The organism is Achromobacter colocynthidis (assembly GCF_057334535.1).
In genome coordinates, this window is sequence record NZ_JBHFIZ010000035.1 from 151,603 (window position 1) to 177,211 (window position 25,609).

At 55.5% G+C, this 25,609-nt stretch carries 20 protein-coding genes; 18 read left to right on the forward strand and 2 right to left on the reverse strand.

Annotated elements, in window-relative coordinates; translation table 11 throughout:
• Positions 1-19 precede the first annotated feature (19 nt).
• Together ACE04A_RS16500 and ACE04A_RS16505 are read right to left on the reverse strand one after the other, a co-directional pair.
• Entirely contained in the window at positions 20-409 is a 390-nt protein-coding gene (locus ACE04A_RS16500) for an AtuA-related protein (RefSeq protein WP_448718761.1), read from the reverse strand.
• Complete coding sequence (locus ACE04A_RS16505) at positions 406-1,764, reverse strand: acyclic terpene utilization AtuA family protein (RefSeq protein ID WP_485820312.1); 1,359 nt, start codon at positions 1,762-1,764, stop codon at positions 406-408. The genes ACE04A_RS16500 and ACE04A_RS16505 overlap by 4 nt, the downstream gene beginning before the upstream one ends.
• 95 nt (positions 1,765-1,859) lie before the next feature.
• Here ACE04A_RS16505 and ACE04A_RS16510 point away from each other — a divergent pair, with 95 nt between their 5' ends.
• The 18 genes from ACE04A_RS16510 (at position 1,860) to ACE04A_RS16595 (ending at position 25,530) form a co-directional block, all read left to right on the forward strand.
• Entirely contained in the window at positions 1,860-2,774 is a 915-nt protein-coding gene (locus ACE04A_RS16510) for a LysR family transcriptional regulator (RefSeq protein WP_448718763.1), read from the forward strand.
• A gap of 108 nt (positions 2,775-2,882) precedes the next feature.
• On the forward strand, positions 2,883-3,269 hold the full coding sequence (locus ACE04A_RS16515) for a Rid family detoxifying hydrolase (protein ID WP_046804923.1): 387 nt from the start codon (positions 2,883-2,885) through the stop codon (positions 3,267-3,269).
• 39 nt (positions 3,270-3,308) lie between these two features.
• Positions 3,309-5,399 carry an ATP-dependent DNA helicase RecG gene (gene recG, locus ACE04A_RS16520; protein WP_259247718.1) on the forward strand — a complete coding sequence of 697 codons (2,091 nt, stop codon included), beginning with the start codon at positions 3,309-3,311 and terminating at the stop codon, positions 5,397-5,399.
• A gap of 82 nt (positions 5,400-5,481) precedes the next feature.
• Entirely contained in the window at positions 5,482-6,432 is a 951-nt protein-coding gene (locus ACE04A_RS16525; RefSeq protein WP_485820313.1) for a LysR substrate-binding domain-containing protein, read from the forward strand.
• A gap of 154 nt (positions 6,433-6,586) precedes the next feature.
• Positions 6,587-7,090, forward strand: coding sequence for a Dps family protein (locus tag ACE04A_RS16530; protein WP_100855864.1), 504 nt, complete (start codon positions 6,587-6,589; stop codon positions 7,088-7,090).
• Positions 7,091-7,340: 250 nt separating this feature from the next.
• Positions 7,341-8,135, forward strand: a complete 795-nt coding sequence (locus ACE04A_RS16535; protein WP_448718764.1) for an SDR family NAD(P)-dependent oxidoreductase — start codon at positions 7,341-7,343, stop codon at positions 8,133-8,135.
• Positions 8,128-9,750, forward strand: coding sequence for an LTA synthase family protein (locus ACE04A_RS16540; RefSeq protein WP_448718765.1), 1,623 nt, complete (start codon positions 8,128-8,130; stop codon positions 9,748-9,750). The genes ACE04A_RS16535 and ACE04A_RS16540 overlap by 8 nt, the downstream gene beginning before the upstream one ends.
• A gap of 213 nt (positions 9,751-9,963) precedes the next feature.
• The gene (locus ACE04A_RS16545) at positions 9,964-11,070 is read left to right on the forward strand and encodes a KpsE/RkpR family capsule polysaccharide export protein (RefSeq protein WP_448718766.1); all 1,107 of its coding nucleotides are present in this window, start codon (positions 9,964-9,966) and stop codon (positions 11,068-11,070) included.
• A gap of 66 nt (positions 11,071-11,136) precedes the next feature.
• The gene (locus ACE04A_RS16550; RefSeq protein ID WP_254600450.1) at positions 11,137-12,198 is read left to right on the forward strand and encodes a polysaccharide biosynthesis/export family protein; all 1,062 of its coding nucleotides are present in this window, start codon (positions 11,137-11,139) and stop codon (positions 12,196-12,198) included.
• Positions 12,199-12,234: 36 nt separating this feature from the next.
• Positions 12,235-13,020, forward strand: a complete 786-nt coding sequence (locus tag ACE04A_RS16555; protein WP_448718767.1) for an ABC transporter permease — start codon at positions 12,235-12,237, stop codon at positions 13,018-13,020.
• On the forward strand, positions 13,017-13,673 hold the full coding sequence (locus ACE04A_RS16560; protein WP_259247694.1) for an ABC transporter ATP-binding protein: 657 nt from the start codon (positions 13,017-13,019) through the stop codon (positions 13,671-13,673). Before ACE04A_RS16555 ends, ACE04A_RS16560 begins: the two co-directional genes overlap by 4 nt.
• A gap of 174 nt (positions 13,674-13,847) precedes the next feature.
• The gene (locus tag ACE04A_RS16565; RefSeq protein ID WP_448718768.1) at positions 13,848-15,608 is read left to right on the forward strand and encodes a DUF8374 domain-containing protein; all 1,761 of its coding nucleotides are present in this window, start codon (positions 13,848-13,850) and stop codon (positions 15,606-15,608) included.
• Positions 15,609-15,686: 78 nt separating this feature from the next.
• A complete protein-coding gene (locus ACE04A_RS16570) occupies positions 15,687-16,850 on the forward strand; it encodes a hypothetical protein (protein ID WP_448718769.1) in 1,164 nt (387 codons plus the stop codon).
• A 17-nt stretch (positions 16,851-16,867) separates the two neighbouring features.
• Positions 16,868-18,583, forward strand: a complete 1,716-nt coding sequence (locus ACE04A_RS16575) for a class I SAM-dependent methyltransferase (RefSeq protein ID WP_448718770.1) — start codon at positions 16,868-16,870, stop codon at positions 18,581-18,583.
• Positions 18,580-19,707, forward strand: a complete 1,128-nt coding sequence (gene wecB / locus ACE04A_RS16580) for a non-hydrolyzing UDP-N-acetylglucosamine 2-epimerase (RefSeq protein WP_259247689.1) — start codon at positions 18,580-18,582, stop codon at positions 19,705-19,707. The genes ACE04A_RS16575 and wecB overlap by 4 nt, the downstream gene beginning before the upstream one ends.
• Before the next feature lie 44 nt (positions 19,708-19,751).
• A complete protein-coding gene (wecC, locus tag ACE04A_RS16585) occupies positions 19,752-21,014 on the forward strand; it encodes a UDP-N-acetyl-D-mannosamine dehydrogenase (protein ID WP_259247679.1) in 1,263 nt (420 codons plus the stop codon).
• A gap of 53 nt (positions 21,015-21,067) precedes the next feature.
• Positions 21,068-23,317, forward strand: coding sequence for a CgeB family protein (locus ACE04A_RS16590; RefSeq protein ID WP_448718771.1), 2,250 nt, complete (start codon positions 21,068-21,070; stop codon positions 23,315-23,317).
• Positions 23,314-25,530: a glycosyltransferase gene (locus tag ACE04A_RS16595; protein ID WP_448718772.1), complete on the forward strand. Its 2,217-nt coding sequence runs from the start codon at positions 23,314-23,316 to the stop codon at positions 25,528-25,530. Before ACE04A_RS16590 ends, ACE04A_RS16595 begins: the two co-directional genes overlap by 4 nt.
• Positions 25,531-25,609 lie beyond the last annotated feature (79 nt).

Consider the following 25,609-nt stretch of genomic DNA (forward strand, 5'->3'; position numbering starts at 1 on the left):
TATAGGGGGTGGAAAAGAATCAGGCGGCCGGAGGACGGTCGCCGGGTACATCTGGCAGCCGGCGCGCCAGTTCAGCACTGACCTCCACCGTCAGGTCCAGCAATCGGAAAGACAGGCTCTTGCCGTGCGTGTCCAGGTTCAGTGCGTCGTTCACGCCGCCATCAAGCACACCGTCCAGCACGAAGTTCATGGCGTGCAGGGTGGGCAGCAAATAGCGCGTAACGCGCGCGGGATGGCGGTACGCAAACCAGTCGGCCACGCGCGCTTCGGTCACCTGCGCCGCCAGCACTTCGTAGCACTCCGGGTCCCAGGCGATCAGGCTCAGGTTGGAAATGTTGCCCTTATCGCCAGAGCGGCTGTGAGCCAGGCGGTACAGCGGCACGGCCTGCGGGTTTGACGAATGGCTCATGGCGCGATGGCCTCCAGGAAGTTCCAGCCGCTGTGTACGGCGTCGCGGGGGATGGTGCACGACAGCATGTTCAGCCGGGGCCGCAGCGCCGTGCGCACGCCGCCGCCGCCGGCTGGGCCGCAGGTGTACAGCGCCGTGACTTCGCGCAGGATGCGTTCGGCCTGGGCGCGGTCGGCGTGTTCACCCGCCAGGCGCAGGCGCACATCGCGCGCATGGGAATCGGGTAGCGCGCGGCGCATTTCGCCTGCATCGTCGCCCAGGATGCTGATGGCGCCGATCAGGTCGGCGCGCAACGTGAATGAGGAGCCCAGCCGCTTCTGCACGATGTCGGCAGCCAGGCGGGCGCGCGCTTCGGCTTGCACGCCTGCATAAGAGATCTCGGCTTCGGCCAGCCAGCCGCCGCGATAGCAGACGTTGACCTTCAGTTCGGACGGCCGCGCGTGGCCCGTGATGCCGTGCACCGCAACGCGGTTGCCGCCCAGTTCACCCACACGCGCCTGGCTCAAGTCAGCCACCACATCGGGCGTGAGATAGCGCGCGGGGTCGTGGACTTCGTACAGAAGCTGTTCCTTTACCGTACGGGCGTCCACCGCGCCGCCGGTGGCGTCAGCCTTGCCGATGATGAATTCGCCGTCGGCATCAATCTGTGCAATGGGAAAGCCCGCCGCATGCACGTCGGGCACCTCTTTCAGGCCCGGCACGCAGAAGTAGCCCCCCGTTACCTGCAAACCGCATTCCAGCATGTGGCCGGCCATGGTGGCGCGCCCCAGGCGGGGCCAGTCTGCCGCGTCCCAGCCAAAGTGAGCCAAAGCCGGACCCAGCGTGAGCGATGGGTCGGCCACGCGGCCCGCCACCACCACCTGCGCGCCGGCCGCCAAGGCCTCTGCGATTTCCGTGGCGCCCAAATAGGCCGTCGCGCTGACGACGTCGTGTCCGGCCAGCGCGGCGCCCAAGCGTTCTTGCAGCAGGGCGCGTTGCTCGGGCGTGTCCAGCGCGTCGCCGTGGATGACCGCAATGCGCGGCACGGGCAAGCCCTGTTCGCGCGCGATTGCCGCAATGCGTCGGGCGGCGGCCGGGGGGTTGGCCGCGCCGAAGTTGCTGACGATGTTGATGCCGTGGCGCAGGCAGTCGGCCAAGACCGGCGATACCAACTCGTCCAGCAGCGGTTCATAGCCGCGATCGGGGTCGTCGTTGCGCGCCAGTTGCGCCAGCGCCAGCGTGCGTTCGGCAAGCGTTTCGAAGATAAGCGTGCCGCCGCCCTGGGCGGCCAGGGTGCGCACCACGGCGGCAGCGCCATCGCTTCGGTCGCCCGAAAAGCCAGAGGCGCAGCCGATAAGCAGGGGAGATTGAGGCATGAGAGGTCCAGTCGGCCTTGCGGTTTCAGGCCACTATAGGCATGCGCGGATCATCCGTAAAATAGAAAGATCGGATTAATTGATAGAGAAAAGCCATGAATCTATCTGCCCGGCAACTGCGCGCCTTTGTTGCGCTTGCCGACGAACGCCATTTCACGCGGGCCGCGCAACGCTGCCACCTGACGCAGCCCGCCTTCAGCGCACTGATCCGGCAACTGGAAGATAGCGCTGGACTACGGCTGTTTGACCGCAACACCCGGCACGTGGAGCTGACCGCCGAGGGCAGGGTGCTGGATGCGTCCGCGCGCCGCCTGCTGGCGGACATGGACCTGGTGATGGAAGACATGCGTGACCACGCTGCCCGCCGGCGTGGCCGCGTGGCGCTGGCCGCGCTGCCGTCGCTGGCGGCGGGCTGGTTGCCCGGTCTGTTGGCACGCTTTAGTCAGGCGCATCCCGGCATCGTGGTGGACTTGCGCGACGCCTTGCTGGACCCCTGTCTGGACATGGTGCAAAGCGGGCAGGTCGATTTTGCCGTGGCCTCGCGTCGGGCCGACATGACGGACCTGGACAGCGAATTCCTCCACGCCGATCGCTATTTTCTGGTGTGCCGTGCGGATCATCCCCTGGCGCAGCAGCCCAAGGTGCGGCTTCGGGACATCGCCCGCTACCCCGTCATTCAGCTTGCGCGCGGCAGCAGTGTGCGCAAACATCTGGACGAGGCTTTCGGCGCCGATGCGCCTTTGCCCGTGTTTGAAGTGGAGCACCTGGCCACCGTGACCGGGCTGGTCCGCGCCGGGCTCGGGGTGTCGGTGGTGCCCGCCATGACGCTGTTTCATTTCGCCAGCAAGGACTTGCGCGTGGTGCCGCTGGCCGGGCGCGCGCTGACCCGGCCGCTTTACCTGGTGCAGCGCAAAGGCCGCAGCTTGTCGGTGGCCGCGCAGGCGCTGGCCGAGTTGTTGATTGCGCATCGGGGCGATATCGGCGGCGCCGGCCATCAGGCAGAGGTATGAAACAGGGCTTCAATCATCCCTGCGGCATTCGGCCACTTTCGCAAACGTCTATTGCTGGATAAACTTCGATAGTTGTAGCTTCTATCCGTCACCTGAAGGATTCCGCCCATGAGCAAGCAAATCATCCATACCGACGCCGCACCCGCCGCCGTTGGCCCTTACTCGCAAGCGGTTGCCGTTACCGGCACCAAGACTGTCTACCTGTCGGGCCAGATCGGCCTGGAGCCGGGCACGGGCGATCTGGTCTCCGAGAATTTCGACGCACAAGTGCGTCAGGCCTTCGCCAATATGCAAGCCGTGATCACCGAAGCCGGCGGCACGCTGGACAACGTGGTCAAGCTGACCTTGTTCCTGACCGACCTGGGCAAGTTCACTGCCGCCAACTCCATCATGGCCGAGATCATTCCGCAGCCGTTCCCGGCGCGCTCGACCATTGGCGTGGCCAGCCTGCCCAAGGGCGCGCAGTTCGAAGTCGAAGCCATCATGGTTCTGTAAGGCGTACCCGCACGCAGCATTCCAGGGGTTCGTTCCAGCATGCCGGCCGCCGCCGTGGCTTCCAAGCGACCCGGCGCCGATAAAAACGGCGCCGGCAAACCCATGACAGATACAGAGCGCAAGCTCCGTAATCTGGGTCTGGTGTTGCCCGAGGACTTCGTGCTGCATCTGCCGCTGCGCTACGAGGACGAAACCCGCGTTATTCCGATCAGCGCCTTGCGGCCTGGCTATGCCGGGCAGGTGGAAGGCGAGATCACAAAGTCCGAGGTGCAGTACCGGCCTCGGCGCCAACTCACCGCTACGCTGGCGGACGAGACCGGCGAAATCCAACTGCGCTGGTTGAATTTTTATCCCAGCCAGCAAAAGCAGATCAGCGTGGGCAAGCGCCTGCGCGCGCGTGGTGAAGTCCGCAGCAATCTGTTCGGCCGCCAGATGGTGCACCCGCGCATGACCAATGCCGACGCGCCATTGCCTACCGCGCTGACCCCGGTCTACCCCACCACCGAAGGCCTGCCGCAACTGACGTTGCGCCGTGCTATCGCCCAGGCGCTGGACCGTGCCGACCTGTCTGACACGCTTCCGCAGGAAGCCCTGCAACGCTACGACCTGCCGCCGTTCGAACCCGCCATCCGCGCCTTGCACACGCCCGCGCAGGGCGAGTCCGAACAAGCCCTGCTGGACCGCGTGCATCCCGCCTGGCGCCGCATCAAGTTCGACGAACTGCTGGCACAACAACTGTCGCTGGCCGCCGCGCGCGCCGCCCGCCGCATCAAGGAAGCCGAATCGCTACCGGTGCGTAACGAGTCGGGCGGCCTGGTCGCCAAGCTGTACGCCAACCTGCCGTTTAAACTGACTGCCGCCCAAGAGCGCGTGGTGCAGGAAATTTCGGCCGACCTGGCCAAACCGTATCCCATGCACCGCCTGTTGCAAGGCGACGTGGGCAGCGGCAAAACCGTGGTCGCCGCCATTGCCGCCGCCCAGGCCATTGCCGGCGGCGCGCAAGTGGCCTTGATGGCGCCCACCGAAATCCTGGCCGAACAACACTTTCGCAAGCTGGTGTCGTGGTTGCAGCCCTTGGGCGTGAACGTCGCCTGGCTAAGCGGCAGCCTTACCGCCAAGGCTCGCCGCGAAGCCGCCGCTGCCGCCGCCGATGGCAGCGTGCAACTGGTGGTGGGCACGCAGGCGCTGATCCAGGATCACGTTGAATTTCATCGCCTGGGGCTGTCCATTGTTGATGAGCAGCACCGCTTTGGCGTCGGCCAGCGCCTGGCCCTGACCAAAAAGGGCGAAACCGTGCGCGGGCGCATCGTCCCGCACCAACTGAACATGAGCGCCACGCCCATTCCGCGCACGCTGGCCATGACCTTCTTCGCCGACCTGGATGTTTCTGTCATCGACGAACTGCCGCCCGGCCGCACCCCCGTGCTGACCAAGCTGGTCTCGGATGCGCGGCGTGAAGAAGTCATCGCCCACGTCGCCCAGGCAGCGCGCGGCGGGCAGCAAGTGTATTGGGTCTGTCCGCTGGTGGAAGAAAGCGAAGCCCTGGAACTGCAAACGGCGGTGGACACCTACGAAGGCATGCGGGTTGATCTGCCTGATCTGCGCATCGGCCTGGTCCATGGCCGCCTGCCGCAAGCCGAGAAAGCCGCCGTCATGCAGGCGTTCCGCGAAGGCGAGGTTGACCTGCTGGTCGCCACCACCGTCATCGAAGTGGGCGTGGACGTGCCCAACGCATCGCTGATGGTCATCGAACACGCCGAGCGTTTCGGTCTGGCGCAACTGCATCAGTTGCGCGGGCGGGTAGGGCGCGGCACCGCCGAATCGGTCTGTGTGCTGCTCTACCAGACGCCGCTGTCGCAAGTGGCGCGCGAACGCCTGCGCGCCATGTTTGAAACGTCGGATGGCTTCGAGATTGCCCGGCGCGACCTGGAACAGCGCGGCCCCGGTGAATTCCTGGGCACGCGGCAATCCGGCATGGCGCTGCTGCGTTTTGCCGACCTGGAAACCGACGCCGCCATTGCGGAAGATGCGCGCGATGCAGCCGTGTGGCTGCGGGCCGAACACCCCGCCGCGGTCGAGGCGCATCTGGCGCGCTGGATGCGTGGCCGCGAAGACTTCCTGCGGACCTGACGCAATGCGGCCCGCTCTTAACCTGAATCACTTCAGCGCAGGCCCCAAGGCCCGCGCGCAACCCCCGGGGGCGTAGTCCACCATGACTCTCACCGAACTCAAGTACATCGTTGCCGTCGCGCGCGAACGCCACTTTGGCCGCGCCGCCGAAGCCTGTTTCGTCAGCCAGCCCACGCTGTCGGTCGCGATACGCAAGCTGGAAGACGAACTGGGCGTGACGCTGTTCGAACGCGGCGGCGCCGAGGTGGGCGTTACCCCCATCGGCCAACGCATCGTCGCGCAGGCGCAGAAGGTGCTGGAAGAAAGCGCCAGCATCAAAGAGATTGCGCGACAGGGGCATGACCCCCTGGCCGGACCCCTGCGAGTAGGCGTCATCCACACCATCGGGCCGTACCTGCTGCCGAAGCTGGTACCCGTGCAAATCGGCCGCACCCCGCAAATGCCGCTGCTGCTGCAAGAGAATTTCACCGTGCGTCTGGTGGAGCTGCTGCGCCAGGGTGAAATTGACTGCGCCATCATGGCGCTGCCCTTGCCCGAAGCCGGCCTGGTCATGCAGCCGCTGTACGACGAACCCTTCATCGTTGCCGTGCCCAACGACCACGAACTGGCACAACGAAAATCCATCGACGCTCAGGACCTGAAGCAGCAGACCATGCTGCTCTTGGGCAGCGGCCATTGCTTTCGGGACCAGGTGCTGGAGGTTTGCCCTGAGCTGTCACGCTTTTCAGCCGCCAGCGACGGCATCCAGCGCACCTTCGAAGGCTCGTCCCTGGAAACCATCCGCCATATGGTCGCCGCCGGCATCGGCGTGGCCGTTCTGCCGATCACCGCCGTGCCCGAACACCCGCCCAGCAACAGCCTGCTGCGCTACCTGCCGTTTGACGGCCATGTGCCCGAACGGCGCGTCGTCCTGGCGTGGCGCCGCAGCTTCCCCCGCCTGGCCGCCATCGAAGCCCTGGCCCAAGCCGTCTACGAATGCGAATTGCCCGGCGTCAAAATGCTGGCCGACGAGGTGGCGGCGATACAGGACTAGCCGCGTATTCAAGGCCCGGCATATTGCGACGCGCGCCCCATTTGCGCCGTATCAATGCAAGGCCTGGCTACCCTGGTTTTGTGCGGGGTTTGCGTCAATTCAGCATGTTTGCAGTGGTATCCTTCCTTCGTACTTTTCCTAATAGGAGCTAGCAATGGCCAAGTCCCCCAAGAAGACCCCGAGCAGCGCCCCGCGCATTAACATCGGCATTTCGGACAAGGACCGCGCCGCCGTCGCCGGCGAATTGTCCAAGCTGCTTGCCGACTCGTACACGCTGTACCTGATGACGCACAACTTCCACTGGAACGTCACGGGGCCCATGTTCAACACGCTGCACCAGATGTTCATGACGCAGTACACGGAAGAGTGGACCGCGCTGGACAGCATCGCCGAACGCATCCGCGCCCTGGGCCACTACGCGCCCGGCACCTACCGTGAATATTCCAAGCTGTCGTCCATTGCCGAACCTGAATCGGTGCCGGAAGCGCTGGAAATGGTCCGCCTGCTGGTCAGCGGCAACGAATCCGTCGCCAAGACCGCGCGTTCCGCCTTTGAAAAGGCCGACGCCGCCAACGACCAACCGACTGCTGACCTGTTGACGCAGCGCTTGGACGTGCATGAGAAGAATGCATGGATGCTGCGTAGCTTGTTGCAATAACAAGGGGCGTTTGTTCGCTTACAATGGCCGGCCATCTTTCCCAGCGGGAAGATGGCCGCATCTTTGTGAACACCCAGATAATGGCCGCCGCAAGGCGGCCATGTCCATGTATCCGTGCCACAGATAACGCCCACATTCGCTCTACGTCTTGCCTTGCCCTCTATAGCCGCGCCTACGCCGCGCGGGCTTCGCGTGCCCTGCGGCTTCACCGCACTCCCATTGGCCACCGCGCCAACTCAATCCCCCAAGCATGCACACCACCGATAGCCAAGAGCCCGGTTTTCCGCGCTGCGTTCTCATCACCGGCGCAACCGGAGGCATCGGCGGCGCGCTTGCGCTGGAATACGCCAGCGCCGGCGCCAAAACCCTGATCCTGCAAGGCCGCAACGCCACACGCTTGCAAGAACTGGCCGACCGTTGCGGCGCGCTGGGCGCGCGCGTCATTACGCAAGAGCTTGACGTCCGTGACCACGACGCCTTGATGGCGTGGTTGGCCCATGTCTGCGAAACCGAAATGCCCAACTTGGTGGTCGCCAATGCCGGCGTCAACATCAACACAGGGCCGAACGGGCAGGGCGAAGACTGGCAAGACGTTCATCGCCTTTTGGACGTAAACGTCAAAGCCGTCTTCGCCACCGTCCACGGTGTGCTGCCCGCCATGCGCCGCCTGGGGCATGGACAGATTGCATTGATCAGTTCGTTGGCAGCCTGGAGAGGCTTGCCGGAAACCCCCAGCTACAGCGCCAGCAAGGCTGCCGTAAAGGTGTACGGCGAAGCTATGCGCGACGCGCTTGCGGGTGAGGGCATCAAGTTCAACGTCGTCATGCCGGGGTACGTGGAGTCGCAGATGTGCTTCGATATGCCAGGTCCGAAGCCGTTTCTGTGGAAGGCGGATAGGGCGGCCAGGGTGATTCGCCGTGGGTTGCAGCGAAATCGGGCGAGGATCAGTTTTCCGTTTCCGTTGAATTTGGGGACCTTTCTGCTATCGGTGATTCATCCGGCGGTATCGGGATGGATTCTGAAGAGGATGGGCTACGGTGATTGAAGGCTATTGGATACCTCTGCTGCCGCCTTACCTGGCTGGGCTGGTGCTTTCACTGGTATTGGAGGGGCTACTTTTCCCTAGGCCGCTAGTGCCTTGGCGTCGACCATTTGCTTCTGTTGGCGTGCATGTCGGTGTGTGGACAATACTGTTCGCTTTCGAATTGGCGCTATTTCGGCGCCCATACTTTGGCGTGGTGAACGTGCTTGTAATTGAGCTCCTTATCATTTTGGTCAGCAATGCCAAGTATCGGGTCTTGAGAGAGCCATTTATTTATCCAGATTTCGAATACTTCATTGATGCAATTCGGCATCCCCGGTTGTACTTACCCTTTTTCGGTGCGCTGAACACATTGGTTGCTGGAGGCGGATACGGCATTGCGTTATGGGCAGGGCTTGCCTTGGAAGGATCCATGACTGCGGGTGCGGGCATATGGCTAGCGTTGTATGGCCCAGCACAACAGGCCCATTTATTCGATCCCGTAGCGCCGTTGATGCCGTTCTATTTACATACGGCGGCATTAGCTACTTCCGGGCTGCTTCTGGCATCTTGCGCTGGGCGCCATTGCAGGCCGATTTACGAAGCCTCGGACGATTTGCGTTCCTTCGGACTCGTGGCTGCTCTGTGGACTTATGCGCACGCGGAGCGCCAATCGCCCCATGAGCTGCACAAGCTAGCGCCGTTCGCGGGGCTAGAAGCTCCGCATGGGCTTCCCGCATCGACGCCGGATTTGGTGGTTGTTCAAAGCGAGTCCTTCTTTGACGCTCGACGCTACTATTCGGCATTGAAGCCGGAGGTGCTGAAAAATTTTGACTTGATTAAAAGCGAGTCAGTTCGACACGGAAGCCTGACGGTCGCGGCTTGGGGCGCAAATACAGTACGCACGGAGTTCAGTTTTCTTTCGGGAATTGCCGGCAAGGTATTGGGCGTACATCAATATAATCCCTATCGTTTTCTTGCTCGGAATGGGTTTCCAACACTTGCCTCATATCTGAAAGGATTAGGGTATCGGACTATTTGTGTACATCCGTACCATCGCGGCTTTTATCGACGCGATGTGGTGTTGCCGCGGTTGGGTTTCGATGAATTCATTGGTATTGAAGCTTTTGATGATGTCAACAGGGATGGTCCGTATGTCGGCGACCGAGCTTTGGCGGAAAAAGTGGCTCAGATGTTGCCCCGCGAGAACGATGCTCCCGTTTATATCCATGTAATAACGATGGAAAATCATGGGCCCCTTCATTGGGAAACGGTTTCGGACCGCGACAGGAGAGAATTATTAAAGTGCCAGCTTCCGGACGATTGCGACGATCTCGTGACCTACGCACGGCATTTGCGAAATGCCGATGCGATGTTCGGCATGCTTAGAGATGCGTTGAAGAGCCGCGAACGCCCGTCTTCGTTATGTATATATGGTGACCATGTGCCGATCATGCCCGGCGTTTATCGGCAGCTCGGTGCGCCAGAAGGAGACTCCGATTATCTGCTGTGGCGCTCCGACGCGGCACTTAATATTTCGGATATCAAAATCAGAGCGAAATCGTGCGACATAGCAGATCTTGCGATTGCGTTTTTAACGGCCGCGCAGCTGTATAACCCGCTAGCACCTCGGCGTTAGTTGGTTGCTGTGTTACATCGCGTTTCGATGGCCTCGCACAGAATGACGTGTGTGTAAATAATTTGTCTTAAATTTGATATTGAACGTAACAGATCTCTGCGTCAATGCTAGTACAATGCTGCGGCTCCTCCTATGTAAAAACGTAAAGAAAAAGCTGACAGTCGAACGAATGCCGTAACAGTTCAGCATTCGATATAGATCACAAAATGTAAAATGATAAATTTCGATAAATTCAAGTCCAAGCATCTTATGGTGTGGCTTGTCGCCATTCCGATGTTGGCTGCGGTTGTTTATTACAGTTTCTTTGCGTTAGATCGCTATGTTAGCGGGGCACAGGTCGCTGTTCGCCAAGTGGGTAATAACGAGGCGCCGCAGATTCCGGGGTTGGCCGTAATGCTTACCGGTTTGAATCCGACTTCGCGAGAAGAAACCTTGTATCTTCGCGAATTTGTTGTTTCGCAAGATATGTTGAATGTGCTCGAGCGCGAATTAAACTGGTCCCAGCATTATGCGGGACGGTGGCGGGACCCGCTTTATTGGTTGCCCGCGGATTCGCCGCAAGAGGATTTGCTGAAGTTTTATAGGCGCGTTGTGACAACAGTATTCGACGAACAGACAGGGCTGTTGGGCGTAAATGTGCAGGCGTTTGACTCTGCGTTTGCCGAGCAAACTCTTAAAGTCATGCTTGGCGAAAGCGAACGCTTCGTGAATGAACTCTCCCATCGGATGGCACGTGACCAGATGGCATTTGCGCAAAGCGAGCTCGCTAGCGCACGTAAGACGTATGAAGAGAGGCGCGACGCAATGTTGACTTTCCAAAATGAAAGCAACCTGCTTGACGCTGAAGCGACAGCAAAAGCCAGGGCTGGCGTTATCGTGGAGTTGGAGGCTAGCCTTACTAAGGAGCGCACCGCATTGAATGGTCTGCTGGCTACGCTCGACAGTAATACCCCTCAGGTCCGCCAGCAAAGGAACCGAATACGCGCCCTGGAAACGCAGTTGAAGTCGGAGTCGAATCGTCTGTTGTCTGAAAAGGGCGGCGACAAGCTTAATGTCGTGGCGGCGCAGTACCGGAATTTGACGATTGATGCGGTTATCGCTGAAGAGGCTTATAAGTATGCGGTCAGCTCAGTGGAGTCCACCAGAATTGAAGCCAGCAAGAAGTTGCGCAGCCTGGTTACGGTCGTTTCCCCTAATGCCCCTGACAAGGCCATCTACCCCGAGCGTATCTATAACCTGATCACTCTCTTCATTGGACTGCTTTTGTTCTATGGCATTGCCCGCTTCGTCATCGCTACGATCGAAGACCATCGTGATTGAAACTGCGCTTCTAAATCCATGAAATCGATAATTCCCCAATCTGCATGTCGACTTGCAGTTTTATGTGTGCCGCTGTTACTGACGGGTTGCGGCAGCCTATTGTCTGCGGCCGGCCCTTCGCGCAATGCGGTCGTCAGCAATGACGAGTCGCAGGATTACAAGCTGATTGAGCTGAGCGCTCAAACTATTGCGCCGTATATGCGGCCTCGCGAGCAGGCCCCCGGTGTTTCAGTTGCAATGCCAAGCGTTCCGGAAGTAAAACTGGTGCCCGGGGACGTCATTCGGGTGATGATTGCAGATAGTGCCATCGAAGGTGCGGTTTTTGCGCCGCTTGCCTTGGGCGGCACTGTATTTGATAGTGTCCGCGTGGATAGCAAGGGCACGATATCGCTGCCTTACGTGGGTCGTCAGGTCGTCGCTGATATGACGTTGAGCGAGCTTGAAGCCCTAATCAGAAAAAGGCTGAAAGGAATCACGACCGATGTGCAAGTACAGGTCGGCTTAACCGGCGATTTATCTGGATCCGTCCTAGTGGCGGGTGCGGTGAAAAGTCCTGGTAGGTTCTCTGCGTTGCAAGGCCCCCTGACTTTACTGGACGCGATCAATCGCGCGGGTGGGCCATTATTGGAACCTCATTTGATTCGGGTTGTCGTTCGGACCGGAAAGCAGTCTTACCAGTTCAATTATCAGGACCTGCTTTCGGGGAAGAATCAAATCGTTCCACCCGGGGCGGAGGTGATTCTCGAGCGGGCGCGGCAACGATTCGTCGCTATGGGGGCGGTCGGGCTGCCGGGGTTGCATGACTTGCCGTCAAATAATGCGAGCCTCCTTGAGGTCCTTGGCACTGTCAAGGGTTTGAATGAAGGGAAGGCGGATGCAGCGGGCGTCTTCATCTTCCGGTTGGTGGATCAGACTGATGCGACTACGGGCGAGGTGAAGTCAATGGCGGAGGTGTTCCGTCTGAATATGAAAGAACCGGCAGCTATGTTTTTGGCCCGCCAGTTCCTGGTGCAGCCCGAAGATGCGATCTACGTGACGAATGCAGTCGTGTATGAATTGCAGAAGATTATTTCTCCAATCGTTCAGGTGCTGGTGCTGGGGCGGACGATTGAGACCTTTGATCAATAGTGTCGCCTTTGTCTCGCCCATTTTCTCCTGAATGCAATGAAGAAAAGAAATTCGTTAACCATAATTAAGGCGGTGCTGTTCGCCCTCGTCGTCCGAGAGGTCCGGGGGCGATTCGGTGCGGACCGCCTGGGCGCATTTTGGTTCATATTTGAACCGTTGGCGCACATCGTTGCGTTAACTGCGATTTTTTCATTGATGCGCGGTCAGTTCCAATATGGTCCGCCTTTTCCGATGTTCTTGATCACCGGGCTTATTCCTTACCTGCTTTTCAGAAACATTATCATGAAAGGCATGGAATCGATTTCGGCTAATAAAGCTCTGTTCGCTTATCGGCAGATAAAGCCTATAGATACGATTCTGGCGCGCACGATTGTGGAGTGCGCCTTGATGGCGTGCGTCTACGTGGCGATAATTTTTGCACTGGGATTCTGGGGCGGGTATGACGTTGCCATCCATGATCCGTTGAAGTGGATTATGGTGATGTCCATAGGCATTGCTTTTTCGATTGGCTTGGCGTTGGTATTCTGCGTCATTGGCGAAGCGATGCCTGAATTGAAGGGTTTCATCAGGCTTTTGTTCATGCCGCTTTATTTTGTGTCCGGGGTCGTTCTTCCCATTTGGTTTGTACCTCCCCATTTTAGAGAATGGATGTGGTGGAATCCTTTTCTTCATCTCATCGACGGGATTCGAGAAGCCACGTTTCTTCAATATCCGCAAGTCAACGGCATAAGCATCGGGTATGCCGCTGCGGTCTCATTGGTAACCCTATTCATTGGCGTGGTGCTTTACCGAGTTCGCCGCGAGCAGTTGGTGGCAATATGATCGAACTGCGTTCTATTACTAAGTCGTATCGCACAAACCATGGGCGGAAATACATCTTTCGCGATCTGTCCTTTGAAATACCTTCAAATCGAAATGTCGCGATTATTGGTCGAAATGGTGCCGGAAAATCTACCTTGATGCGGTTGCTGGGCGGTCAAGACACTCCGGATTCTGGGAAGATTATCTCTGGAAAGACGATTTCGTGGCCCGTTGGTTTGAGTGGCGGATTCCAGGGCTCAATGACGGGAAGACAGAACGTCAAATTCGTCGCCCGGGTCTATGGCGCGGAGGGCGAGCGAATGAAAGAGGTTGTCAATTACGTAGAGGAGTTTGCGGAAATTGGCGATTATTTCGATCAACCGGTGAACACCTACTCGTCGGGCATGCGTGGTCGGGTCGCATTCGGCCTTAGTTTCGCCTTTGACTTCGATTATTATCTCGTCGATGAAGCCATGTCGGTTGGTGATACGCACTTCAAGAAAAAGGCAACTGAAGCATTTGAGCAACGCGTCGGCAAGGCGAACATCCTGCTAGTCACGCACGGGATGAGCCAAGTCCGATCTTTTTGCGACATGGTGTTGCTATTGAATAGTGGCAAGATCCAACGGTTCGATGATGTGGAAGAGGGGATTGCCGCCTATACGTCGCTGTAGGAGGCAGAGTCACTTCATGGCAGGAAGATATGCGGTTAAGGCAGGAAACCGGGTTTGCAGAATGCGGAACAGTTCGCGGCGTTTCCTGTTTGCTTGGCGGGCGGTGAATGAAAGTTATTCGTCCAGGACTAGCAATAATAATCTAGAGACGGCCAATACGGATTTTCAAGCATCATGAATAAAATTATTATCGTTGGCCATCCATCTACTCCCCTCCTAGATATAGAAAAGCTGCTGCGTGAGTGCGGCATGGCCGGTGCGTTGCCATCTAGGAAAGAGGGTTTTACTCCCGCTGAGTTGGGTGCGACCCTGTTGAAGGCACATGGTGTTCCGAGTGATGCTTTGACGCTAGGGCCCGGCACGTTGAACCAATTGGAGCCCGGCCCGATTTGGCAGAGTCTAGTTTTAGACTTGATGCTAGGCAACATCGATCAACATTTTTGGGGTTGGTCGGATTCGAATGCCATACATTTGCTTGACTACTGGAAACGCCTGGATCCGGCTCTCAAGTTTGTCTTTATATATTCGAAGCCTGCGGCGGCTTTGACTCCGGCCGAAAACGACGCGCATATTGGCGATCCTAAGGTACTGGATCAACGCCTACGGGGTTGGCGCGCCTTCAACTCGGAGATGCTGCATTTCTTCAACCGCAATCCCGAGCGCAGCGTGCTCGTACATGTGGAAGAAGCAACGTCGTCCGTTAAGACGTACCTTCAACACCTGCGCACGCGCTTGGATGCTCCATTGGCCGAGCCGCCCGCGTATCTCCTGGAGAATCAGGCCAGTGACTTCTCGCGAAATGTGGCCCATTGGGACAGGTCCGATTCTGCTATAGGGGGGCTCGCGCGATACGGCGACTTAAATCACGAGCAGAACCCTAGCGAATCGTTAACGTCAAAGGGCGCATTGAAGCATTTCTTGGCTGAACAGTTAGTGGCGCAGTTCCCAGAGGCCGGTCAGCTTTATGAGGACCTGCAATCCGTTGCCACGTTGCCGGAGCGGCGTTCGGAGCAAACTTCGCTTCCGATTCTGTCCGCTTGGTTGGACTTTCGGTCACTGGAGCAATCGTTAGCGGACAAGGAACAGGCCCTCTCCGAGTACATGGCCAATACTGCGGCTGAAAAAGCAGCATCTATACAAAAGCTGGAGTTGCTTGAAGACGTAAATCGTGGCCTCAATGAACAAATCAATTCCCTAAGCTTGGTCAACGCCGCGATAAAGGACGAGCTTCATGTGGCCCATGGCCTAGCAGAGGCTGCGAATCGTGACGCTTTGGCAGAGCGAAATGAACTGCTGAGTCAACTGCTGACCGTGCAAGAAGATCTAGAGCGGCGATCTGCCGCGGCAGCCACGGAGAAATTGGCGTCCGAGCGCATAAATATTCAATTGGTGAATGCCCAAGTGGAGGCCGCCGCCAATGCGCGGGCGTTCGACGAACGCTTGAAGGCGGTAGATAAAGACAAAGCCGAACTCAGGTCAGAATATGAGCAGTTATTCGCGCAGCTCAGGATAGTGCACGAAGAGCTCGAATTGCTTTATCGCGATAATCGGGAACTCAGGAAGAGAGAAATTCTTAGAAATCCGCCTTTGTACGGCGCTGCTGACCGAATTAAACAGCAACTGACCTATAGGTTGGGTGCGACGATTTTAGATTCTTCCAAATCATTGTCCGGTTGGGTTTGTATGCCGGCGGCCTTGATTCAAACGACCCGGAATTTTAAAAGAGCGCGCAGAGCTTCCGCTAATGTTAAGTTACCGCCAATCTCTCAGTATCGTGATGCGCAAGAAGCGGAAAAGGTCAAACAGCACTTGTCGTATCGCCTAGGCAAGGCATTGTTACAGAACATTGGATCTCCAATTGGCTGGTTTCGTCTGCCGGCGGCTATGCGGCGAAGTGTTCGGGAATTCGAGGCCTCGCGTGCCACAAAAAAATAAAAACATGCTCGAAATTTAAGCGCCTTTGTTTTGGGCTGGGACATCGCATCAGTTTTAGGGGTGATAGTGGGAAATAGGATGGAACTCTCACAAGTTCGCGACCAGCTGCAGATGACGCATCCAATAGTTGGCTGGATTTACGTCGGTGCAGGAGTGGGAACAGATCTTGAAAGGTGCCTTGCCAGCGATGTCACACATTTGCTGGCCATTGAGGCTTCGCAGGAGCCTTTTGCCCATCTGGAGAAGAAGCTCTATGGAAATTCGGAATGGATTTGTCGAAGGGTGCTCGTGGCCCCCGATTCGGGAGAGAGCGTCTTCTATCACGCATCGAACGCCAAGGAGAGTTCTCTCGTTCCCGCTGAGCAACTGCGTTTCCTATGGCGTAACTTGGAATCGCGCGACAGCGAATTGCTCGAATCCCAAGCTCTCGTGGACATTATCCAAGAGCATCAAGATCGGTGCCAAGGGCGGTTTAATTGGATGACGATCGATTGCTTTCCAGCTGCGGACATACTCAAGGGCTCGGAGGGTGAACTTCGGGATTTCGACGTCATTGAGGTAAGGGCGTTGAATGCGAGTGACGAGACTGGGCCGTTCGTGGACGGAATGCGCTTAGAGACGTGCAGGCAGCTGCTGAGCAGGGCAGGCTTTATAGAGCGAGTCCAATGTGAAGAGCCTACACCTGGCATCGTGAGGGCCTTCTTTGTTCGAGATTGGCGGCGTCTAGCTCGTGAGTTGGAGAGCACCATACAGGGAGTGCAGGCCGAGTTGAGTGTCGCGAACGAACTCATTGGCAAGCAGACATCCGAACTTGGCGTCCTTCGTCAGAACAATGCAGAGTTGACTTCCAACCTCGAAGTGCAGTCTGGGCCAGGAGTGGTTCGAGAGGCGGAAAGCCAGAAGCTCGTCGAATATGAGGCTCGACTCGACGGCCTGACTAACGAGAAAATTCAGTTGGAGGCTGAGATAGGCAGGCTGTCCGGTCAGGCGATGCAGCAGCAACAAGTTCAGCTTTCACTTGAAAAGCAAGTTTCGTCATTGTCGGCGGAGGCTTTGTCAGCACAAAAAAGTGCAGACGAGGCAAAGCAGAATTCTCGAGAAGCCAAAGAAATTATCAAACGGTTCGAAAATGAAATAATCGATTCCGATCAAAAAACTCAATTGCTGCGACAGGAACTTTTAATGGCCGAAGCACAGATGAATTTCATCAAGGATCTGCTGCTCAGCGGTCGCGAGTCTTGAGGAAGGTTCGCCGCGCTATGCGAAAGAATCGTCAGAATCGTTCACCATTTCACGCCGGAGCGAAAGGCCCTGCGGTGATCGAACGTGCGTCCTTAACGTCCAATGACACCGCTCAACCGCAGGAGGAGTTACTGGCGGGCGACGCAATATTTTCTAGGTGTCTGACACAGTGGCAGTTTGGCGAGTGGGAAAAACTAGTTCAAGTGAGCTTGGAAGACTTGAGACCTCTGCGGACGCGCGCCATTTTGGCCCTTCTCGTCGGAGCCGCGCATCAGCAACTCGCAAATTTCGAATCTGCAAAGTCTTTTTTTCTTGAAGCCCGCGTTTGGGGGTGCACAATGCAGCAAGTCGCACGCATCGCGGTTGCGAGCTTGCAAAGCACCTTGGCGCGAGCGGCCATGCTTCTTGGAGATTCTAAGAAGGCGGCTGTATATCTTGAAGCCGCTTTGGATGTCGCCGGGCTGGGAGATACGGGACTTCTGTTGCCGGTGCGACTGCAGGTAGAAGCGAGCAGACTAAAAGCCAGGTTTTGCGAACGGTCTAACTCTGAAGCGGTGAGCGTCACTCCGGTTGAAGCGGCGGGAGTGGTTAAGACTTTTCCGGCAGTATTTTCATGCGATGTCGAAATTGATTCTGAGAAGTTCTCAGGTTGCTTCAATTCTGACTCTAGAGGGGAGTTTGAACGCGCTGGGGCTGTGCTGAGGTATAAGACGGAAGCTGCTATTCCTATTTATTTCACCACCTCGGCGGCAGGGAGCTTAGATCATCCAAGGGAGGCTCAGTTTCCATTGGAGGGGAATCGGGAGTATGTGATCGATGGGTTTATATCCAACTCTGGTGGGCATAACCCAATAATATGGATTTTTGAATACAAAAATGGCAAGCGGATCGCCTCCCGCCATATGATTCCAAATTTTGGCTCGTTCTTCCTTAGGTTTACTTCAAATGCTGGTGCGGATAGTTTTGCGGTAGGGATAAGGTTAATGGGCACGGGGGAATTAAATCTCCACCATACCAAGTTCAAGGTGATAAGGAGTACGCTTCCGATTGCGAATATCGGGGCGTCGTGGGTGCGAGAGGTGTGCGAACAAGAGTACAAGAGCCAGGTTTTTTCGCGCTTCAACGAAAGGGCGGTGGAGTTCGCGTTTCTGTTCGCTGTTATTGCCAAATATTATCCGAAGAGAATTTTGGATGTCGGTACGGGTACAACAGCATTGCCTCATTTGATGAGAAATAGCGGGCCACTGGTTACCGCTATAGACAATATTAAGGACTATTGGGCTGAGGATATTGTTAATCGGCACTATCACGTTGTGAATGACGATATTACTCAAGCCAAAACTTCAGATCAATTTGATCTTGTCACTTGTATCAGTGTGCTCGAGCACATAGAAGAGTGTGATAAAGCTGTCGAGTCAATGAGCGGCCTTATGACGCGGAACGGGCTTCTTGTCATGACATTTCCTTACAACGAAAACCGATACGTGGACAATGTCTATAAATTGCCAGGGTCTGCTTACGGGCAGACCGCGAAATATGTGACCCAAGCCTATTGTCGTGCGGATATTAATCGTTGGCTATCGAGATTTGGACTAGAAATTCTGGAGCAAGACTATTGGGACTACTGGACTGGAGACTGTTGGACCGTGGGCCAACAGATAATACCGCCGGTCAAAGTATCGCAGGATAAGAAGCACCAATTAACGTGCCTGTTATTAAGGAAGAAAGCATGAATATTCTCACCGTTTTTGGTACTCGGCCCGAGGCCATAAAAATGGCCCCACTTGTAAGAGTATTAGCCGCGGCACCGGGTGTTCAGGCCGAAGTGTGCGTAACTGCGCAACACCGGCAGATGCTCGATCAAGTACTGGAATTGTTCGGCATTCGTCCCGACCATGATCTGAACGTGATGAAGGCAGGTCAGGATCTGACGGATATCACAAGCAACATTTTGCTCGGCATGCGAGACGTTCTGAAACGGAAGAAGTACGACCTGTTGCTGGTCCATGGAGATACCACGACCACCATGGCGGCGAGCTTGGCTGCCTTCTACGAGAAGGTGCCCGTCGGCCACGTTGAGGCCGGACTGCGTACCGGTGATATTTATGCCCCGTGGCCAGAGGAAATGAACCGTAGCCTTGTCGGCCGCATGGCGTCACTGCACTTTGCACCTACCGAACGTGCGCGGCAGAGCCTACTGCGCGAAGGAGTCGACGACAATGTGATTCACGTCACTGGCAACACGGTTATCGATGCTCTGCAACTGGTGGTAGAAAAGCTAAGAGATGACAAAGACCTGGCGGGGGGCTTGTCGGAACGCTTCCAGTTCCTGGATCCGGGCAAGCGTCTTGTACTCGTCACTGGTCATCGTCGTGAAAATTTCGGTGAGGGGTTTGAACGCATTTGCTCTGCGCTTCGAACGCTTAGCGCGCGCGAAGATATACAGATTGTTTATCCTGTCCACCTGAATCCGTCAGTGCAGGAACCTGTCCACCGTATTTTGGGTGACGTCAAGAATGTGTTCCTTATCGAGCCTCAGGATTATTTGCCTTTTGTGTATTTGATGTCTCGCGCCTACCTGATCGTCACTGATTCAGGTGGCGTGCAGGAAGAGGCTCCTTCGTTGGGCAAGCCAGTGTTGGTGATGAGAGACACAACAGAACGACCTGAAGCGGTTGAGGCGGGCACGGTGAAGTTGGTCAGCACAGATATCGACAAGATCATTACCGGCGTACTGACCTTGCTAGACGATGAAAGTGCTTACCAAGCCATGGCTCGCGCGCTCAATCCATACGGTGATGGCAAAGCATCTGTGCGGATTCTGGAGGCGGTAACTGCACGTGCCGCCAACGCATAGTAACGATATCCGGCGTTTTTATATAAATTAGAAAATATCCCAACATGTTCAATACGATTTCCATGATCGGGCTCGGCTATATCGGCTTGCCCACGGCTACGCTGTTTGCCTCACGCAAGAAGAGAGTCATCGGCGTCGATGTGTCCGAGCACGCGGTAAACACTATAAACAGCGGCAATATCCACATTGTCGAACCAGAGTTGGATATTTTGGTGCAAGCCACTGTGCACGAGGGGTACTTGCGCGCCACGCTGGAGCCGGAGCCTGCGGACGCATTTCTCATAGCGGTTCCAACTCCGTTCGTCGACGGTTTCAAGCCAGATCTCAGTTATATCGAGGCAGCCGCTAAGTCGATCGCCCCGGTCTTGAAAAAGGGCAACCTCGTGATCCTGGAGTCGACTTCGCCCGTCGGGGCTACCGAGCAGATGGCGACTTGGCTGGCGGCCCAGCGCCCCGACCTGACGTTCCCCCAGCAAGAGGGCGAAGGCGCAGATATTCAGATCGCTCATTGTCCTGAACGTGTGCTCCCTGGAAAGGTAGTACACGAACTGGTCGTTAACGATCGTGTGATCGGTGGTATGACGCGCAAGGCCAGCGAAATGGCTTGCGCTCTCTATAAGACATTTGTACAAGGCGAATGCATCATCACGGACGCGCGCACCGCGGAAATGTGCAAGCTGACAGAGAACAGCTTCCGCGACGTCAATATTGCATTCGCAAACGAACTTTCAATGATCTGCGGAAAGTTGAACATAAACGTCTGGGAATTGATTGCATTGGCTAATCGGCATCCCCGCGTGAATATTCTTCAACCCGGTGCGGGGGTAGGCGGGCATTGCATTGCGGTAGACCCTTGGTTCATCGTCGACTCGGCGCCCGACGAAGCACGCCTTATCCATATGGCGCGTCAAGTGAATGATCACAAGCCAGAATGGGTGTTGCTCAAGACCAAGGCAGCCGTAGCCGATGTGCTGGCGAAAAATCCGAATCGTACGATCGGCGATGTAACGGTTGCATGCCTCGGCTTGGCTTTCAAACCTGATATTGACGATTTGAGGGAAAGCCCGGCTGTCGAGATCTGCTTACAACTCGGTCAGCTCGGATGCAAAGTGCTTTCTGTAGAACCAAATATCGAAGAACTGCCTGCGAAACTAAGTTCCAGAACAACGAAGCTCTCCTCCTTGGGTTCGGCGTTGGAGCAAGCAGATGTTGTCTGCGTTCTTGTAAAGCATTCGGCTTTTCTAGTTTCGGTTGACGATATCAAGCTTTGCCCTAACATCATTGATGCCGTGGGGTTGCTGGCATGAGGTGATGTGCCATCATAAGTATCATGATGGTCGATATGTAATAATGAAAATGGGTGGATTTCGATAATATGTCAATAACTCGTCAAGCATATGATGAATATATGCGAGGCAATTTTTCAACTGCCTTGGATCTGTTTAGAAAACTCTCGGCTGACCTGAACCCTGATTACTTCAAGGTGAACGTTAAATTATGTCTGAAACGGTTGCCCGAATTGTTTTCGGCTGCACCTTCGGACGGTGCCGATAGGCCCGGGTGCGATGCTCGAATTTCAAGCATAAGATTGCTTGACGTTGATACTGATAATATCGAACTAAATAATTCCAGGCCTTTATACTTCCGTGTAAAACTACCGCCGAATAAGCGTGTAGGATTCCATGGAAAAATCAGTTATTCCAATGTAGACAATGCCAAGCATCCAAAGGCCTTGGCCTTCGTAGAATATCTGGATGCTGAAGGTAGGAAGATTCCAGGGCCATTTCCTGGTATGAGCAAATCCGAAAAGTATGACGATTATTGCTATCTTATGGATAGCAAAGGTGTCGAGACCAGGCTGTTCAGTCTTTCGCCACCTAGCAACGCCGTGGAAGCAGTAATGGGCTTTGTCGGATTCCATATACCCGAGGGCGCGAAAGTCTTATGCGGCACTCAGCTCCGAGCAACAACGGATGGCCCGTCGACTGCACAGGCTGCTCTTGGCAAGGTCGATACTCATGACATTTCGATGCTGGGCTGGCCGCTGCCACTTGATGATGGCCGGGTGCGAGTTATGTCGATATTTGACGAGTTCAGCCGGGAGTGCTTTGCGCCGCAGGCGACTTTGATCGAACCCAGGCCGGACAATGCTATTCCGTTGCTGGAACGGGACAAGCCGGAATTGATCTTTGTCGAGTCGGCTTGGCGGGGAAATAAGTCGACATGGCAATATAGGGTGTCTAAATATGCGCACCCGCCTGGTACGGAATTGGCCGCGCTGCTTGCTGAATCTAAGAAGAGGGGCATTCCCTCCGTTTTTTGGAACAAGGAAGACCCCGTTCATTTTGACAATTTCATCGACTCAGCTAGCGGATTTGACTATATTTTCACAACGGCGGAAGAGGCGATTCCGCTCTACAAGAAGCGAACCAATGCCAAGATAAATGCGCTGCCATTCGCTGCGGAAGCTAGCTTGCACAATCCTATCGGTTCGAGTGATAGAAATTCGAAAGTCTGCTTTGCCGGTAGCTACTATGCAAACCGGTTTAAAGAGCGTCGTGACGACCAACTGATGCTGTTGAATGCAGCGACTAACTTCGATTTCGATATTTTCGATAGAAATGCCGGTGCTGTGGCTAAGGACTTTTGCTTCCCGGAAAGATACTCGCCATTCGTGCGCGGGAAGCTTCCTTATGCAGAAATGAACCTGGCGTATAGGAGTTATCGAGTATTCCTAAACGTTAACTCGGTAATCGATTCCAACACCATGTTTTCCCGGCGCGTATTCGAATTGTTGGCGTGCGGGACGCCGATCGTTAGTACCCCATCCGTCGGTATTGACCGGATGTTCGGCAACGAGCTTGTGTGGCTTGTACAGAACGAGCACGAGGCCAAGGAGGCGATTGGACATCTCTTGAATGACGATGCGGAATGGCGGCGGCGCAGCCTGCGTGGAATCCGCGCGATTTTTGCCGAGCATACATTCGCGCATCGCTTTCAGCAGGTGCTCGACACGGTCGGCTTACGTCATGAACTGCTTCCTGAAAGACGTGTTTTGTGCATAGCGGAAGCAGACACCTCAGCCGAGCTGGTCGCTTTGAGGTCAGTACTGCAAGCACAGAAGCTGCTCAGAACTCAAACTCGGTTGGTTGTGGTTACGAACTCTCCCGGATTGCTAGCCCAAGATGGCGCGGTAAAGGTGGTTCGTAATTCCGGTAATTTGAGGAAAAATATAGCCGACAGCATGCTGGAGTGGAACGCCTCGCACCTCGCTGTACTTGATGGAAAAGCGCACTATGGAGCACATTACTTTCAAGACATGCTAAACGCTTTCGAATATTCCAGCGGGAACGTAGTCGGTAAACCAATAAACTCAACAGATTGCTATAGTTATTCCAAGTCGTTAGCGAAAGGAAGTCTCTTGATCGAACGTTCTGTTGCAGACCGCGTAAACGGGTCATTGCAGACTTTAGAGGACTTTATCCAGGCTAGCCTCAGGCTCGTCGCCGTTGATAAGGTGTTCGCTTCGGACACCGCAAACTTCATGGATCATTCCGCCGCCGCGGTGATCGGAAACGCGGCGCAGATTTCTAAGCTCATTGACGTATGAACAACAGCAGCGCGAAGAAAGTCCTTGTAACCGGTCATGATTTGAAATTCTGGCACCCTCTCCAAGCCCAATTGGAGAAGAGTGGCCGCTATGAATTCCGTATCGACGAGTGGGCGGGCCATCACCAACACGATCCGGCGAAGACCCGTTTGGGAATCGAATGGGCGGATATCATCATCGCCGAGTGGGCATTGGGTAATGCCGTGTTCGCAGCTCAATACAAGCGGCCGAATCAACGGTTGGTTGTTAGGCTCCATGCCCAAGAGCGCAGGACGGATTTTCCGGCGCAGATTGACTATAAGAACGTCGACGTCATGGTTTTTGTCGGCGAGCATGTTCGCTTAGAATGTGTAAAAAAATTCTCCATACCGAGCGAAAAGACCTGCGTAATCGGGAATTTTGTTGACGTCAAGAAATTCCAGCTGCAAAAGTTTGGTGGGTCGGAATTTAATCTTGGAATGATCGGCGTTTCCCCTGCAAGCAAACGCTTCGACTTGGCTCTTGATACGCTGGAATTATTGCTGGCCGAAGACGATAGATATACCCTGCATGTGAAAGGTCCATCGCCTCAAAGCTATAAATGGCTATGGGCACGAACCAAAGAACGCGAATACTATGAGAATATATTCGAGCGGATTAATTCTGGTTCGCTACGCTATAAGGTGATATTTGACCCAGCTGGCAATGACGTTCACAGGTGGCTTCAGAAAATCGGCTATATCTTGTCACCTTCGGACGCTGAGAGTTTTCACATGGCGGTTGCCGAAGGCATCAGTTCGAATGTGACTCCTATCGTATGGAAGTGGCCGGGCGCGGATTCCGTCTATCCGTTTGCAGAGTTGGTGGATAGCGCTCAGAACGCTGCAAGCCAGATCGCACGCCTGAATCGGTCGAATGCACGCCCGAGGCTCAATAGTCAGGCCAGCCAATTTGTGCAAGAGAACTACGATGCTGCGGTCGTTACCGAAAAATGGCTTGATGTTTTGAGCATCTGCGGGCAGAAGTCAAGCGATGCCATACAGGTTTCGGAATCGCGTAAGAAAGGTGTTTTGGTTGTTTATTCAATAGATAGCTGGAGCATTTTTCACCGGCGGGAGATGCTGGAGGGGCTGGCGAAAAATGTGGAGAGTTATTTGGATATTCTTGTAATCGAGCCTGGCACGCATTACAAGACCATTATCGATCGCGGCATTTGCGATAAGGAAACGCTCGATAGCTATACGCAATTACGTCCTGCCCAAGTGTATGGAAACATATACAAAATGCATTTGATATTTGGGCACAATGCGCCCAAGGATGTTGTGCTGCATTCTGCGTTGGCGAATGCAGCGAGTTTTGGTGATGCGGTCAAGGCTGCTGTGCATGGCATTTTTGGGCAAGACAAAGAGATTCTTCATTGGATCTACAAGCCTGACCAGCGGACTCACATCGCGGCAGGGGAGCGATTCGTCTATGAGGTCTATGACGAATATACGATGAACTTCAGTGACGGAACGTCGATAGGGAAGATGCAGGACCTGGAGCCGCTGGTTCTCCATGAGGCGGAACATGTCTTTTTCACTTCCCAACCGTTGGCATCTCGGAAGCAACGCCATTGCCGTTCGTCTAGTATCTGCAGTAATGGCGTTGCGTTTGAAATTTTCGAGTCCTATCGGGTCGACAGTCAACCCAATACTGAAGGGCTTCGCCACTCAGTCGGTTATCTTGGAAATCTCTCCGATTTCTTCGATTGGGAGACAATGTGCGAAGTCGTAGAAGAACTACCCGAGGTGGATTTTTTCTTCCATGGGCAGGTAGAGCGCCATAGATTGGAAAAAATGGAGGAGTTCGTCGACCGTCTGCATGCGCTACCTAATACGCATTTTTCAGGCAGAGTAAGCCGGTCCGCAGGTGCTGCTGCATGCAATCGATATGATGTGCTTGTTATTCCATTTGTGGTGAATGAGGCAATGCATGCCGTCAATCCACTCAAGCTGTGGGAGTACCTCGCGACGGGACGACCGGTGGTAATGACACCTATGGATGCCATTAAGGATGATATCCCGGGTCTATATAGGGCGGAGGGGAAACACAATTGGGTGAGGGCTATTCGTGCCGCGATCGACAATGCCGACGCGCATATGGAAGATAGATTAAGCAGCGCGAAGTTGAAGAATTGGGAGAGCATCGTAAAACCCTGCGCAGATATTCTGATGGAAATCCTTCGGCGATAGACGCTCCGGAGATTACTCTGTGGCAGATGCACAAAGACGAGAAGTCATATTGCTCTCTTACAAGGGCTGATTTAGAGTT

Bases quoted from the DNA above. Each gene is read 5' to 3' on its own strand.
- ACE04A_RS16545 (WP_448718766.1), top strand. From the start codon at position 9,964: ATGATAAATTTCGATAAATTCAAGTCCAAGCATCTTATGGTGTGGCTT.
- ACE04A_RS16505 (WP_485820312.1), bottom strand. From the start codon at position 1,764: ATGCCTCAATCTCCCCTGCTTATCGGCTGCGCCTCTGGCTTTTCGGGC.
- ACE04A_RS16555 (WP_448718767.1), top strand. From the start codon at position 12,235: ATGAAGAAAAGAAATTCGTTAACCATAATTAAGGCGGTGCTGTTCGCC.
- recG (WP_259247718.1), top strand. From the start codon at position 3,309: ATGCCGGCCGCCGCCGTGGCTTCCAAGCGACCCGGCGCCGATAAAAAC.
- wecB (WP_259247689.1), top strand. From the start codon at position 18,580: ATGAATATTCTCACCGTTTTTGGTACTCGGCCCGAGGCCATAAAAATG.
- ACE04A_RS16575 (WP_448718770.1), top strand. From the start codon at position 16,868: ATGCGAAAGAATCGTCAGAATCGTTCACCATTTCACGCCGGAGCGAAA.
- ACE04A_RS16535 (WP_448718764.1), top strand. From the start codon at position 7,341: ATGCACACCACCGATAGCCAAGAGCCCGGTTTTCCGCGCTGCGTTCTC.
- ACE04A_RS16560 (WP_259247694.1), top strand. From the start codon at position 13,017: ATGATCGAACTGCGTTCTATTACTAAGTCGTATCGCACAAACCATGGG.
- ACE04A_RS16500 (WP_448718761.1), bottom strand. From the start codon at position 409: ATGAGCCATTCGTCAAACCCGCAGGCCGTGCCGCTGTACCGCCTGGCT.
- ACE04A_RS16515 (WP_046804923.1), top strand. From the start codon at position 2,883: ATGAGCAAGCAAATCATCCATACCGACGCCGCACCCGCCGCCGTTGGC.
- ACE04A_RS16565 (WP_448718768.1), top strand. From the start codon at position 13,848: ATGAATAAAATTATTATCGTTGGCCATCCATCTACTCCCCTCCTAGAT.
- ACE04A_RS16595 (WP_448718772.1), top strand. From the start codon at position 23,314: ATGAACAACAGCAGCGCGAAGAAAGTCCTTGTAACCGGTCATGATTTG.
- ACE04A_RS16525 (WP_485820313.1), top strand. From the start codon at position 5,482: ATGACTCTCACCGAACTCAAGTACATCGTTGCCGTCGCGCGCGAACGC.
- wecC (WP_259247679.1), top strand. From the start codon at position 19,752: ATGTTCAATACGATTTCCATGATCGGGCTCGGCTATATCGGCTTGCCC.
- ACE04A_RS16530 (WP_100855864.1), top strand. From the start codon at position 6,587: ATGGCCAAGTCCCCCAAGAAGACCCCGAGCAGCGCCCCGCGCATTAAC.
- ACE04A_RS16510 (WP_448718763.1), top strand. From the start codon at position 1,860: ATGAATCTATCTGCCCGGCAACTGCGCGCCTTTGTTGCGCTTGCCGAC.
- ACE04A_RS16570 (WP_448718769.1), top strand. From the start codon at position 15,687: ATGGAACTCTCACAAGTTCGCGACCAGCTGCAGATGACGCATCCAATA.